General features: G+C 66.6%; 12 protein-coding genes. 7 read left to right on the top strand and 5 right to left on the bottom strand.

The features are described from left to right. Nucleotides 1–170 precede the first annotated feature (170 nt). On the bottom strand, nt 171–458 hold the full coding sequence (locus SROS_RS51940; protein ID WP_052316852.1) for a hypothetical protein: 288 nt from the start codon (nt 456–458) through the stop codon (nt 171–173). Nucleotides 459–843: 385 nt separating this feature from the next. On the opposite strand from SROS_RS51940, the gene SROS_RS02880 reads away from it, so the two are divergent. Together SROS_RS02880 and SROS_RS02875 are read left to right on the top strand one after the other, a co-directional pair. After that, complete coding sequence (locus tag SROS_RS02880) at nt 844–1,983, top strand: sensor histidine kinase (RefSeq protein WP_043651215.1); 1,140 nt, start codon at nt 844–846, stop codon at nt 1,981–1,983. Beyond that, nucleotides 1,980–2,636, top strand: a complete 657-nt coding sequence (locus SROS_RS02875) for a response regulator (RefSeq protein ID WP_012887378.1) — start codon at nt 1,980–1,982, stop codon at nt 2,634–2,636. The genes SROS_RS02880 and SROS_RS02875 overlap by 4 nt, the downstream gene beginning before the upstream one ends. Here the strand turns inward: SROS_RS02875 and SROS_RS02870 are convergent. Next, complete coding sequence (locus SROS_RS02870) at nt 2,626–3,249, bottom strand: DUF2306 domain-containing protein (RefSeq protein ID WP_043651214.1); 624 nt, start codon at nt 3,247–3,249, stop codon at nt 2,626–2,628. The two genes, SROS_RS02875 and SROS_RS02870, sit on opposite strands and share 11 nt — an antisense overlap. Before the next feature lie 404 nt (nt 3,250–3,653). Between SROS_RS02870 and SROS_RS02865 the strand changes: the two genes are divergently transcribed. Further along, on the top strand, nt 3,654–4,640 hold the full coding sequence (locus SROS_RS02865; RefSeq protein WP_012887376.1) for an NAD(P)-dependent alcohol dehydrogenase: 987 nt from the start codon (nt 3,654–3,656) through the stop codon (nt 4,638–4,640). Between the two features lie 253 nt (nt 4,641–4,893). Beyond that, complete coding sequence (locus SROS_RS02860) at nt 4,894–6,171, top strand: serine hydrolase domain-containing protein (RefSeq protein ID WP_148268927.1); 1,278 nt, start codon at nt 4,894–4,896, stop codon at nt 6,169–6,171. 257 nt (nt 6,172–6,428) lie between these two features. On the opposite strand, the gene SROS_RS53680 is transcribed toward SROS_RS02860, so the two are convergent. Next, nucleotides 6,429–6,557, bottom strand: coding sequence for a hypothetical protein (locus SROS_RS53680; protein ID WP_012887374.1), 129 nt, complete (start codon nt 6,555–6,557; stop codon nt 6,429–6,431). A 976-nt stretch (nt 6,558–7,533) separates the two neighbouring features. Between SROS_RS53680 and SROS_RS02855 the strand changes: the two genes are divergently transcribed. Beyond that, on the top strand, nt 7,534–8,613 hold the full coding sequence (locus SROS_RS02855; protein WP_012887373.1) for a type IV toxin-antitoxin system AbiEi family antitoxin: 1,080 nt from the start codon (nt 7,534–7,536) through the stop codon (nt 8,611–8,613). After that, nucleotides 8,591–9,433, top strand: coding sequence for a hypothetical protein (locus SROS_RS02850; RefSeq protein ID WP_012887372.1), 843 nt, complete (start codon nt 8,591–8,593; stop codon nt 9,431–9,433). Before SROS_RS02855 ends, SROS_RS02850 begins: the two co-directional genes overlap by 23 nt. 348 nt (nt 9,434–9,781) lie before the next feature. Here SROS_RS02850 and SROS_RS02845 read toward each other — a convergent pair whose 3' ends face one another. Both SROS_RS02845 and msrA read right to left on the bottom strand, forming a co-directional pair. Beyond that, the gene (locus SROS_RS02845; protein WP_043651212.1) at nt 9,782–10,792 is read right to left on the bottom strand and encodes a Fic family protein; all 1,011 of its coding nucleotides are present in this window, start codon (nt 10,790–10,792) and stop codon (nt 9,782–9,784) included. 398 nt (nt 10,793–11,190) lie between these two features. Further along, on the bottom strand, nt 11,191–11,880 hold the full coding sequence (gene msrA, locus SROS_RS02840) for a peptide-methionine (S)-S-oxide reductase MsrA (RefSeq protein WP_012887370.1): 690 nt from the start codon (nt 11,878–11,880) through the stop codon (nt 11,191–11,193). 134 nt (nt 11,881–12,014) lie between these two features. Here msrA and rarD point away from each other — a divergent pair, with 134 nt between their 5' ends. Beyond that, nucleotides 12,015–12,923: an EamA family transporter RarD gene (gene rarD, locus SROS_RS02835; RefSeq protein ID WP_012887369.1), complete on the top strand. Its 909-nt coding sequence runs from the start codon at nt 12,015–12,017 to the stop codon at nt 12,921–12,923. Nucleotide 12,924 lies beyond the last annotated feature (1 nt).

Genomic DNA, 12,924 nt, shown 5'->3' with positions numbered 1-12,924 from the left:
GTCCGCGCAATGGATCCCGGTCCGACCGGGAGCCCGCGTATTACGCGGCGAGCCCCCCACGGGAATTACCACCCAACTGTATCAACGGACCTTTATTTACGATAATAGGTTTTCGGTCCCGGCGGGGCCGCCGGCCGGGCCCCGGATCCGGTCCGACAGCCGCCGCGTGCTCATGACAGCGCGCGCGGCCGGCTGCCGGCGGCGACGGGCATCGTCTGGCCCGTCGAGAACGGTGAGGTTCCGAAGGAGTGCCGGGCGGAGCCGCCGGCGTCCTGCGAACCGGCCCGAGAACACCCGACGAGGGGAACACCCCCACCATGATCACTTTCGCCGCGGTACCGCAACCGCTCGTCGCCCTGGTTCTCCAGTACGGCGCACAGTGCCTTGCGCGCCGCGTCGGAGAGCAGTTGGTACGCGCCGATCGGATCCGATTCCATCGCAAGGCGAGCCGTCGCCATGTGTTTCCGGGCCTGAGACAGCAACTCCTCTGCCTGTGCACGGCTCGCCGCCTGCCTGTGCACGGCTCGCCGCCACTTTTTCGATCTCGCCACGGCCGAGCATGCCCTCAAGGACAGCGCGCCCCTGCTCCCACCTCACCGGCTCTCCCTCTTTTCAATCTTGAGTCGGACAAGCGGCCGAGATCTGACCGTTTCCAGGAAGGGGGCGCCGACAGAGGACTCCCAGTCGTCGCGGCTCAGCCGACGCATGTTCACCTCTCTTGATGGCGGTGCGCCTCGGGAGACGACCCGTTTCCCGCACGCCGGCTTTCCTGCGTGTCGGCGGAGGGTGCGTCCCTGTTTTCTGGGCCGCCCCGAGCGGCACAGGCTCTCGTACCATGTTCACGTGCCCTCCCTTCTTCGCTCCGTGTGGGACGAGCCCAGTCCCCCCAACCCGCCGCCGCGGGTATGGCGGGACTGGGTGCTCGTGGGGGTGCTCGTGCCGGTCGCGGTGCTCGAAGGGCTTCTCCGGCCGGATCTTCCGTGGCGGGCCGTCTCGGTGATCGTCACCGTCGGCCTGGTGCCCACGTTGCTGTGGCGCCGGACCAGGCCGCTGCCGATGGTCGCGATCGCCTTCGCCACCACGAGCCTGGCCCCGCTGCTGACGGGCGGCGACTCCGCAGAGACGTACACGATGACGTACCTGCTGATCCTGGTGTACTCGTTGTTCCGGTGGGGGTCGGGACGCGGGGTCACGCTCGGCTTGACGATCATGATCGTCGCGGTCTCCCTCTCGCTGCTCTTCGGCCGCCTCACCCCCGGCGACATGGTCGGCGCGTTCGCCGTCATGTTCTCGGCCATCGCCCTGGGCGGAGCGCTCCGCTACCGGGCCAGGGCGAGGACGCGCGAGCTCGACCAGATCAAGCTGCTCGAACGCGAACAGCTTGCCCGCGACCTGCACGACACCGTCGCCCATCACGTCTCGGCGATGGCGATCCGCGCCCAGGCGGGCCTCGCCACGTCGGAGTCGCGACCGAACGCGGCCACCGACGCGCTCCGCGTGATCGAGGTCGAGGCGGCACGCGCCCTCGACGAGATGCGCGCCATGGTCCGCATCCTGCGCCGGGACCAACCCGCGGACCTGGCGCCCGGCCGACGCGTCACCGATCTCGAACAGCTCGCGAGCCGAGGGCGCTCCGGCCCCGCTGTCGACGTGGAGATCTCCGGCGACCTCGACAGCCTCCCCCCGTCGGTCGAGGCCGCGATCTACCGCCTCGCCCAGGAGTCGGTCACCAACGCCCAGCGACACGCCCGTCACGCCACCCGCATCGAGGTCCGCGTCACCGCCGACGACACATCGGTGCACCTGCGCGTCAGCGACGACGGCGACGGCAGCCCCATACGCCCGGCCGCACCGCCGGGATACGGGCTCATCGGCATGATCGAACGCGCCGACCTGCTCGGCGGCACCTGCGAAGCCGGCCCCAACCCCGACCGGGGCTGGACCGTGACCGCCGTACTGCCCCGAAGCGGGGCGGCGACATGAGCATCCGAGTGATCGTCGCCGACGACCAGGAGATCGCCCGCACCGGGCTCGTGATGATCCTCGACGCCCAACCTGGCATCGAGGTCGTCGGCGAAGCCGCCGACGGACGGCGAGCCGTGGAGCTGGCGCGGCGCCTGCGCCCCGACGTGTGCCTGTTCGACATCCGCATGCCCGGCCTTGACGGCATCGAGGCCACCCGCTCCCTGGCCGGACCGAACGTCGCCGACCCGCTCGCCGTCGTCGTCATCACCACCTTCGACCTCGACGACTACGTCTACGCCGCCCTGCGAGCCGGCGCCCGGGGTTTTCTGCTCAAGAACGCCGGCGCCGAGATGCTCTCCCAGGCCATCCACGCCGCCGCCAACGGCGACGCGCTCATAGCCCCGAGCATCACCGCACGGCTGCTCAGCGCCTTCGCCGGCTCCGGGCCCGTCTCACCGCCGGCGAAACCCGTCGAGACGCTCACGGACCGGGAAGAACAGATCCTGGCCACCGTGGCACGCGGACGGACCAACAGCGAGATCGCCGACGAGTTCTACATCTCTCTCAGCACCGTCAAGTCCCACATCGCCAGCCTGATGGCCAAGCTCGGTGCCCGCAACCGCGTCGAGATCGCCATGTGGGCCTATGAGACCAACCGCGTCAAGAACTGAGGCGGGTACGGGGCCGGACGGCCGATCGCCCACGGATGATCCATTCGGCCACGGCGAGGTTGATCACCCAGCCCGCGCCCACGAGCAGCGCTCTGGGGAACTCTCCAGGTGTGCCGAAAATCAGGAACCAGGGCAGGTGGGTCAGCGCCTGGGTACCCGCACCCAGGCCGATCGCATAACCGCGGATCATCCAGGCGCGGTGCCGGGCGATGTCCCGCCGCCGGATCGCGGAGAAACCGAGAACGATGCACAGGACCATGGCCGAGCCGAACAGGAGCCGGAAGCCGGCGAGGAGATCACCGTCACCGGCCGGACGAGGATAGAGCAGGGTCATCCACAGCCCCGAAAGCGCTACGACGAGTCCGCACGGGACCAGGACCCGCCCGGCGACGCGGTGCCAGCCGGGCCTCCGGCGGCGGAACCCGGGGGCGAACTGAAAGGCCCCCAGCACGCCGTACAGGACGGCGCTGAGGATGTGCAGCACCACGGGCAGGGGCACCGCGAAGAACCGTGCGTTCTCCGGCGTGATCTCCGCGCCGCCCGTCAGCTCGGTCAGGCGGACGGCACCGGCGATCACGGGAACGGCGCCGAGCACGATCAGCGCGGCGGGCACGAGCCAATCTGCCCTGGTGGAGGAGGCTGCGGCGGAACTTCCTGCCGTGTTCCGGTCATCCGCCGGCCGGCCGCTCCGCGGCGACCGCGGGGACCGGGGGTGTCCTGTCAGGCTCTCATCGGTCATGACCCGATCGTGGCGGCTGAGACGGCGGCGGCTCATCGGTAGAACGGCCTGATCCGAGCCGGCCGATCATCCACCAATCAGGCGTACTTTCGGCTGATGAGTCCTTTGCTCAGGCTTTCTACGCTGATTTCGTGGCTCGGGACACGTTTGCCGCCATCCGGTCGGCGATACCTCCGCCTCATCGACGCGGGCCACGACATCGATCTGTGAGTGTGACGGCCCCCGACAGAACCCGCGGCACGGCTGCACCCGTACCCGCGGTGGACGAGGAGAATGTGATGAAGGCGTTCGTCCTGCGCTCGTACGGCTCACCCGACGTGTTGGATCTCACCGACATCGACAAGCCCGTGCCCGGCGACGACGAGGTGCTGGTCCGGGTACGCGCCACCTCCGTCCAGCCCTATGACTGGCACCTCATGAGAGGGGAGCCGCGCATCGCGCGGCTGATGGGCGGCGGTCCCGGACTACGCAAGCCGAAGATCAACATCTTGGGCGCCGACATCGCGGGACAGGTCGAGGCGGTCGGCAAGGACGTGACGGAGTTCCGCCCCGGCGACGAGGTGTTCGCGATGCCCAAACAGGGCGGCTTCGCCGAGTACGCCTGCGTCCGGGAAAGCGAGCTGGCGCCCAAACCGAAGAACCTGTCGTTCGAGCAGGCGGCGGCGGTGCCGATGGCGGCCGGCACAGCCCTGCTGGGCCTGCGCGACGGAGGACGGATTCAGCCGGGACAGAAAGTTCTCATCAACGGGGCCTCGGGAGGCGTGGGCACGTTCGCCGTGCAGATCGCCAAGGCGTTCGGCGCGGAGGTCACCGGCGTCTGCAGCGCACGGAATGTCGATCTGGTCCGGTCGATCGGCGCGGATGAGGTCATTGACTACACCAAAGAGGATTTCACGCGGCATGGACAGCGCTACGACCTGCTGCTGGACATCGCGGGAAGCCGCTCGGGACCGGCGTGCCGGCGGGTGCTGACGCCCAAGGGGACCTACGTCGTCGTCGGCGGGCCGGGCAGCCGATGGATACAACCCGTTGGCCACGTGGTCTCGGCCCTCGCGATGTCGCTGTTCGTGTCCCAGCGAACGGTCATCGCGGACGTGGTCCGATGCGTGAAGAACAGACAGAACCTGATGACGCTGACCGATTTCATCGAGGACGGCAGGGTCACTCCGGTCATCGACCGCTGTTATCCGTTCGAGGAGATCCCGGCCGCCATCAGATACACGGAAGAGGGGCACGTGCCGGGGAAGGTCGTCATCGCGGTCTGAGCCACCGGATCCACGCTTCCGACCGCCGTGTCGAAGGATGATAAAATTGTGACCCTTATTCCCTTTTAGCCTCTGCGGTCGTTTTAGCCTCTGCGGTCGTGCTGCATCACTTTTCGTATCACCCTGGCCGCGGTACTGGACCGCCGAGCGCGGGGGCTGTGATGCCGGCATGAGGAATTCCCGAGCTGACGACGGGCCGCACCGTGTGCGCCGGATGGGAGCCGGTTTCGGGGCGTCGCGTACCGCCCGCCGCATGGCTCTGCTGGCACCGGGTGCAGCCCTGCTGATCGCGAGCTGCACCTTGCCCTCAGGGGCGAGTCTCACGGCCCTCTCCGACGCGTCGGCCACACCTGCGCCGACGGCGAGCGCCTCCGGCCTCACTCCGCCGGCGCTGAAGCCCATCGATCCGGCCGTGTTCCAGTCCGCCGTCGAGCGTGCGGCGAAGAAGCTCATGGTTCCCGGCGCGTTGGTCCTGCTCCGCACCCCGCAGGGAACCTTCCGGGCGACCGTCGGCACAACCGAGCTGGGGACGGCCAGACCGCCCACCACGGGCGACCACTTCCGGATCGCCTCCAACACCAAGACCATGACCTCGGCGCTGATCATGCTCTCCGCCCAGGACGGCAGACTCCGGCTGAGCGACCCGGTGTCCGCCTACGTTCCCGGAGTGCCCAACGGCGAACACATCACCATCGCCGAGCTGCTGAAAATGCGCAGCGGACTCTACAACTACACCAACGCACCCGAACTCGCGGCGACCATGGACGCCGACCCGGGCAAGGCCGTGACGCCGCAGGCGATGCTGGACATCGCGTTCCGGCGCCCGCCGAACTTCGCACCCGACGCGTCCTACGAGTACAGCAACACCGACTACGCGCTGCTGGGCCTCGTCGCCGAGAAGGCGGGCGGTCGCCCGCTGGCCCAGCAGTTCCGGGACCGGCTGTTCGCCCCGCTCGGACTGGCGGGGACCTCGCTGCCCGCCGCCGACGACCTGTCCCTCCCCACCCCCTATTCACACGGCTACATGTACGGCGGATCGGCCTACGCGCTGGTCGACCGGCCCTACCCCGCCGACGTGCAGGCGGCGGCCCGGTCCGGAAAGCTCCGGCCGATGGACTACACCCACCAGAACCCCTCCTACGCCACCGCCGCCGGAGGCGTCATCTCCACCGCCGACGACCTGGCCACCTGGATCCGGGCTCTCGTGACGGGCAAGGTCCTCAATCCCGCGTTCCAGCAGCAATGGCTCCACAGCCCGCAAGCCGAGGACCCGGCCGCTCCCGGCGGGAAGAAATACGGGTACGGCATCGCCTACCAGCGCTTCGGCCCGAACGCCTCGATGTACTACCACGGCGGTGAACTGCCCGGCTTCAACTCCTTCATCGGCCACGACCCGGACAACGAGGTCACGCTCGTCATCTGGACGAACCTGACCCTGTCGCCCGACGGCAAAACCACGGCCCAAGCCCTGCTGCCCACCGCCCTCAACCAGGTCTACGCCGGCCTCTCCCTCCCCACCGGCACCGACTAGCCGGTGTCCTTCGGGTGTCGGGGCGATGCGTAGGCCCCCCGGACAGTGCGAGAGACGTCATCGGCGGCGTAGCGGACACGTCCGCCGCTGGTGACCTCGGATTCCCGCTGCTCCAGGTCCTCGCCATTGTGACGATGCGGCGCGAGATCGCCGCGTAGGCGACGCCGGCGGTCATGGCTTGAGCGTGAACGGGGATCAGCACGCAGCACCTCGAAACATCGGCGCGTATCGGCCAAGGCATGACGGCACGGTTCTTCCTATCCCCTGACCGCGTCGCCGGTACCGAACCGCACGTCTCCCCTGACCGCGTCGCCGGCACCGAACCGCACGTCCCACTCGTCGGCCGGCAGTGGCGCCGTAACCCGATCGCCGCGTTTCGGGCTCACGCAGAAACCTCCAGCGGCGCCCTCGGCGCCTCGCTCAGAGCTGCCCAGGCAGAAGGACGTCCGGATTCACGGGCGCCGGTCACCGGTTACGCAGGTACCGCCAGCCCAGCGCCCCGTACCAGATCATGATCGGCAGGTGGAGGGCGTACCCGAGCTGTTCCAGCGCCGCCGTCGGCCCAATTCAAGGTCAACCCCGATGGCACCACGATGGCCACACCGGCGACCATGGCCGCCAACGAGGTCAACAGCAGGACACCGGTAAGCCGGGCCCGAGGGTTCGAACCGGTCATGGACGGTGACGGTAGGCCCTTGCCGCAGGGGCAAAGTCAACATGACGGGGACAGGAGCCAGAATGTGGCGGATCGGGCAACTGGCGCGTACGTCCCGCCCTCCACAGACGTGGTCCGCGCCGGGCAAGACCTGTTCGGCTGGTTGCACCGCCACCATTTGGCCATCACCGGCCCCGCCATGGAAGAACACCTCGTCGACGCCGACGACGCCCACGCCGTCGTCCTTGAAGTATCCGTACACCCCCAATGGCACCCCCCTCGACCTGACCGCTTCTCACACGCCTCCCGCCCACCGAACCGGGGCCGGACAGCAGGACGGCTCACGCCCAGGAGTTGAGCGTGAGCCGTACGGCGAGATCCGTGAAGCCACTCCCCGGTCGAAACAGGCCCGTCCGACAGGCACCCCATCCGAACGGGTCACCCAACTTGACGTCGGTGCCCCCGATCCCGCAGTAGCCGCCCGGGTTCTTGAAGAAGTACTGCTGGTTGGTAGCACTTCGCTTCGCGCAGCAACTTACGCGGACAGCGGGGGCGTCAGAGGACACCCACAGATAGGTCGGCTCCCATTCGGGGCCACCCGGTGGCCGCGCGTTGGAGACGCCACGCAACAGCTGTTCAGGAAATGACCACTCTCCGCCGTCGGCGGAGATAAGGTTTTTCCTGAACGCGAGAAAGCTGGAGGGCCGATGGAGGTGCCGTGGGCGCCCCAGAACGAGACCACCGTTCTACAGGCCGGGATGGCGGTGCTGTCCGATCGGTTGCCGACTGGGTGGAGCGTCCGATCGCTCAGCGACAAGACCGTCGATGCTCGTCACGACGCGCTATGGGAGGTGGCGGCACCAGACGGGACCACGGTCACGCTGGTGGTCGAAGCCAAGCGCCTGGTGGAAAGACGTGACATCGCTACGCTGCACGAGCAGCTGAAGGACTTCACGCTCACGACCTCCAGAAATCGTGGGGTTGTCGTCGCCAGGTACTTGTCGCCGCCCGTGCGTAAGCAGCTCTCCGATTCAGGCTTGTCCTACATCGACACGACCGGGAACATACATCTGAACGTATCTCGGCCCGGACTGTACGTCACGGACCGAGGGGCTGAGCGTGACCCGTGGCGCGGCCCCGGCAGGCCACGCGGAACCTTGAAAGGCGCTCCTGCGGCAAAAGTCGTGCGCGCACTGCTGGACCACGACAGATCGTGGACGATTCGCCAACTGGTCGATTTCGCCGACGTCTCCACTGGGTCGACCTACCGGGTGATCGAGTTCCTTGAAAGCGAGGACCTTGCGACGCGGAACAGTGCGGGCGCAGTGGCCATACCCGACTGGGTTGCACTGCTGAGGCGCTGGAGTGAGGACTACGGGTTCGTGCGCAATAGCCGTGTCACACGCTGGATAGCGCCAAGAGGTCTGTCCAATCTCATGGAGCGAGGGGCAGGAAGCGCCGTTCAGTATGCCGTGACCGGCACCCTGGCCGCTGTCGAGTGGGCCCCTTATGCACCTGCGCGCTCCGCGATGATCTACACGGCGAACGCCGAGCAGGTTGCGCAGCTATGGGATCTTCGTCCTGCTGATGCCGGAGCAAACGTGATGTTGGCCGAGCCACAAATCGACGTCGTCTTCACTCGCACCTTGCAAGCCGCTTCCGGTCTTACGATCGCGGCACCGGCTCAGGTCGCCGTCGATTTGATGACAGGTCCTGGACGCAGCCCGTCCGAAGCCGAAGCACTCATTGAATGGATGACGCGGAATGAATCTTCCTGGCGTAGCTAGCGGCGACATCCTCAGCCGCTCGCGATCCGCTCTTCTTGATGCTCTGGGTGCACTGGACGCCCACCGAGACGCAGTGATCGTGATCGGCGCGCAGGCCATCTACCTGCGTACCGCAAGAAGTCCCGTCGCTCTCGCTGAAACGACCAAGGACAGCGATCTCGCACTCGACCCAAGGCTACTCGCAGACGATCCGCGCGTGGAGGAGTCCATGAGCCGCGCGGGGTTCTACCGTGACCCTCTCGATGGACAGCCTGGCGCATGGCTGAATGCCGAAGGCATACCTGTCGACCTAATGGTGCCCGAAGCTCTTGCAGGCCCAGGGACGAAGAACACACGAGGAGCTCGCATCCCGCCACATGATCGCCGTGCTACCCGGCGAGCTCGAGGTCTCGAAGCCACTCTCATCGACAATACGATCGTGGACGTCGCCGCCCTCGACAAGTCCGATACACGCACGTATCAAGTCAGGGTCGCCGGGCCTGCGGCATTACTGATTGCCAAACTCCACAAGATCGCAGAACGGGCCGTCCTCCCACACCGGCTAAACGACAAAGATGCCCATGACGCCTACCGCATATTGATCGACACGGACACCGCCGACCTGGCCTCCACCTTCAGCGTCCTACGCCGAGAGCCCGTAAGCAGTGAGATCACAAATCAAGCCTTCGAGTATCTCGTCACCTTGTTCGCAACCGGGCCGGACGCGCTCGGCGCAAGCATGGCCGGACGCGCAGAAGAAGGAATCGGCGAACCGGAGACTGTAGCCCTGTCAACATCCCTCCTCGCCGCCGATCTCGTGACAGCACTCGAGTCCCGGTAAGACATCCGGTGCTGTCACGAAGGAGCCCAAGTTGTAAGTCATCACACGGCCGGGCTCCCGGTACCAGGAAGATCCGTCTCCGCACTTCCTGACGTGGACACTGCCTGGAATCCGGTTGATCTCTCCGCTAACAGGCGGCCAGCGACCGGCCCGTCACACGAGAGGCAGTTCCCATGTCTTGCCGGCGGACCAAGACCTCGCAGGGGGTCTCGGTTCACTCTCCGGCAGGCGCGATGCCCACCGGGCAGGAGACGCCCGTGCCACCGATGCCCCAGTAACCATTGAGGTAGAAGAGAGGCTGTTGGTGCGGTCTTGCCACTCAGGCTGCTTTCTGCCATGGCAGATGCATCACGACCTGCGGTGCCTTGACCTGAGGTAGTCGTTCACCCACTTCTTGCTGCTGCGCCACATGCCGTCGTCGCCCTTGACCGCACGAAGGCGCCCCCGTGCTGCAGCCATCCGGAGGGCGTTTTCGGTGACGTCGCGTGTCGCGAGGGCAGGCAGGGGGACAAGCTTGACCGGACCGGCCACCGCCGGCATGACGAAGCGATACAGATTCGTCGTCACGCTGCGTGCGATGAGTTCACCCAACGGGCCGAACTCGTCATTGTCGGCTCGGCGCATCGCCTGAAGGTACTTGTCGCGGTCGCGCTTGTAGATGATCGCTGGTGGATATCCAATCCTGCCGAGTATCAAGTTGAGCACCAAACGGCCCGTCCGTCCGTTGCCGTCGAGGAACGGGTGTATCTGTTCGAACCGGTTGTGAACGTGGGCCAAGCGTTCAGGGAGGGGCTCCTCGGACTCGCTGCGAAGGCCATCGACGATCTTTACCCAGTCCCGCATCTTGGAGTCGACTTCCGGCCATGACGGCGGCTTCATGCCTCCCGGGAACTTGGCGATCTCATGCTGCCGAAAGTTCCCCGGGCCTTCGGCGGGGGTGGCATGCGGATGGGGATCCACAGCCCACACAAGCGACATGGCACTGTGGTGTATCTGACGAATCTCCTGGAGCGTGGTGAGATCTCCGTTCTGCCAGTCCCCCGGCTCCAGCGCCTGCCCATACACCCACTTCGCGGCGTCGCCGTACCCTCTCACCTCCATGTAGTCCCTGAGAGGCTTCGCGCCTACCGCCCTGCCCTCCTCAAGAAGCTTCTCCACCTCTTGCAACACAAGCGTGTTGCCCTCGATCGCAGTGCTGTTGTGCGCCTCCTGGTGCCAGATGTCAGACCAGATGTCCTCCGCCTCAGCGGGCGAAGGCAGTCCGCCCAAGCGGTCGCGGAGTTCTCGAACGGCCTCGTCGAGGCGTTGATACACAGTCGCCCTGGACGGCCTGCCCGGTCCTGACACCGGCTCTCCCATGATTTTGTTCGGCTGAGTCGATATAACTGTACCGAACAAAATCAATCTACTTTGTTCGCTTCAGCCGAAAAAAACGAACCGAACAACTTGCCCGGTGATCCGATGTCGCAGCCAAGGAGGGCAAAGCATCGAAGCCACTGAGCCTCCTGCCGACCGCATGAGCTCCATGCCCGACGGGCGAACGAGATCTCCGAGCAGGCCGACCGTCGCCCGGAGGCTCCAGCACTCTCGACCGCTCCCCGAAGTCGAACACCAGGCCGGAGAGTCTGCCGCGTCGACACCGGCGCCTGCCACGAAGTGTTCGATGCCGACCGTCCGAAGGGCGACGACGAAGTCGCGCGGACGGACACGGTCCGCGCCCAGAAGCCGGGCGCGAAAGATGTAAGCGAAGCTCGGTGCTATTCCTCGGTCGGGACCAGGCCCGTCTGGCAGGCGGCCCACTCGGATGGGTCACCTAGCTTGACGTTGGTGCCGCCGATCCCGCAGTAGCCGCCCGGGTTCTTGAAAAGGTACTGCTGGTGGTAGTCCTCCGCGAAGAAGTAGTCGCCGGCGGGGACGATCTCGGTGGTGATCTTGCCGTAGCCGGACTCGGTGAGCACCTTCTGGTAGGCGTCACGCGAGGTCAGAGCGGACTTCTCCTGCTCGGGCGAGTGGAAGTGGACGGCCGAGCGATACTGGGTGCCGACGTCGTTGCCCTGGCGCATGCCCTGGGTGGGGTCGTGGGCCTCCCAGAAGACGCGGAGCAACTCCTCGTAGGACACCTTGGACGGGTCGAAGACCACGCGGACGACCTCGGTGTGGCCGGTCTGGCCGCTGCAGACCTCTTCGTAGGTCGGGTTCCGGGTGTAGCCTCCCGCGTAGCCGACCGAGGTCGACACCACGCCGGGGGTCTGCCAGAACTTGCGCTCGGCGCCCCAGAAACAGCCGAGGCCGAAGTCGGCAATCTCGCTCCCCTCGGGGTACGGCGGAGCCAGCGGGGCGTCGAGGACCGCGTGACGCGCGGGCACCGCCATGCCTGTGTCCCGACCCGGGAGCGCGTTCTCCGGGGACACCATGGAAGTCTTGTCCTTGCCGAACAGCCAGCCCATTGCGAACCTCCTCCTGACACTTTCTGACAGAGGCAACCATCCGGCGGGCTCAGGTGTTCCCGTTAGTACCCCTTAACAGTCAGACAAGAATCACTAATTTGTGTTAAATTTCGTAAGCAGTCAAAATAGGTGACATGCCTGAATCGCGCCGTGGAGTCCTGTACGGCATCGCCGCCTACACCATGTGGGGCCTGTTCCCGCTGTACTGGCCACTCCTGAAGCCCTCCGGCGCCGTGGAGATCCTGGCCCACCGCGTCGCCTGGTCCCTGGTCGCCGTCGTCGCCATCCTCGCGGTGCGACGCCACTGGTCCTGGTTCCGCGAGCTCATGCGCACCCCCAAGAAGGTCGGCCTCCTCGCCCTGGGCGCCGCGATCATCACGGTCAACTGGGGCGTCTACATCTATGCCGTGAACACCGGGCATGTGGTGGAGAGCGCGCTCGGCTACTTCATCAACCCCCTGGTCAGCGTGCTATTCGGCGTCTTCCTGCTCAAGGAGCGCCTGCGGCCGTGGCAGTGGGGCGCGGTCGGGCTGGGCACCCTGGCCGTCGTCGTCCTCACCCTCGACTACGGCCGACTGCCGTGGATCGCCCTGGTGCTGGCCGTCAGTTTCGGCACCTACGGCCTGGTCAAGAAGATCGCACAGGTGAACGCCGCGGAGAGCCTGACCATCGAGACGCTGGTGCTGCTGCTGCCCGCGCTCGGTTACATGGTCTACCTGGAGGGGCAGGGCGGCGCCACCTTCGGGAGCCTGGGCGCGGGGCACGCCCTCCTGCTGGCCGGGGGCGGTGTGATCACCGCCGTTCCGCTGCTCTTCTTCACGTCCGCCGCGATCCGGGTGCCGCTCACCACGCTCGGCCTGCTCCAGTACATCGCCCCGGTGCTGCAGTTCCTCGTCGGGGTGTTCGTCGTCCACGAGGTCATGCCGCCCAGCCGCTGGGCCGGATTCGCCATCGTCTGGCTGGCCCTGTCGGTCTTCACCTGGGACAGCCTCCGTGCCGCCCGTGAGGCCCGCCGTACGACGCTGGAGACCGTGACCGTCTGAG

The sequence above is a fragment of the Streptosporangium roseum DSM 43021 genome, from assembly GCF_000024865.1.
Taxonomy (GTDB): Bacteria; Actinomycetota; Actinomycetes; order Streptosporangiales; family Streptosporangiaceae; genus Streptosporangium; species Streptosporangium roseum.
This window is presented reverse-complemented; position numbering and strand designations above follow the sequence as displayed.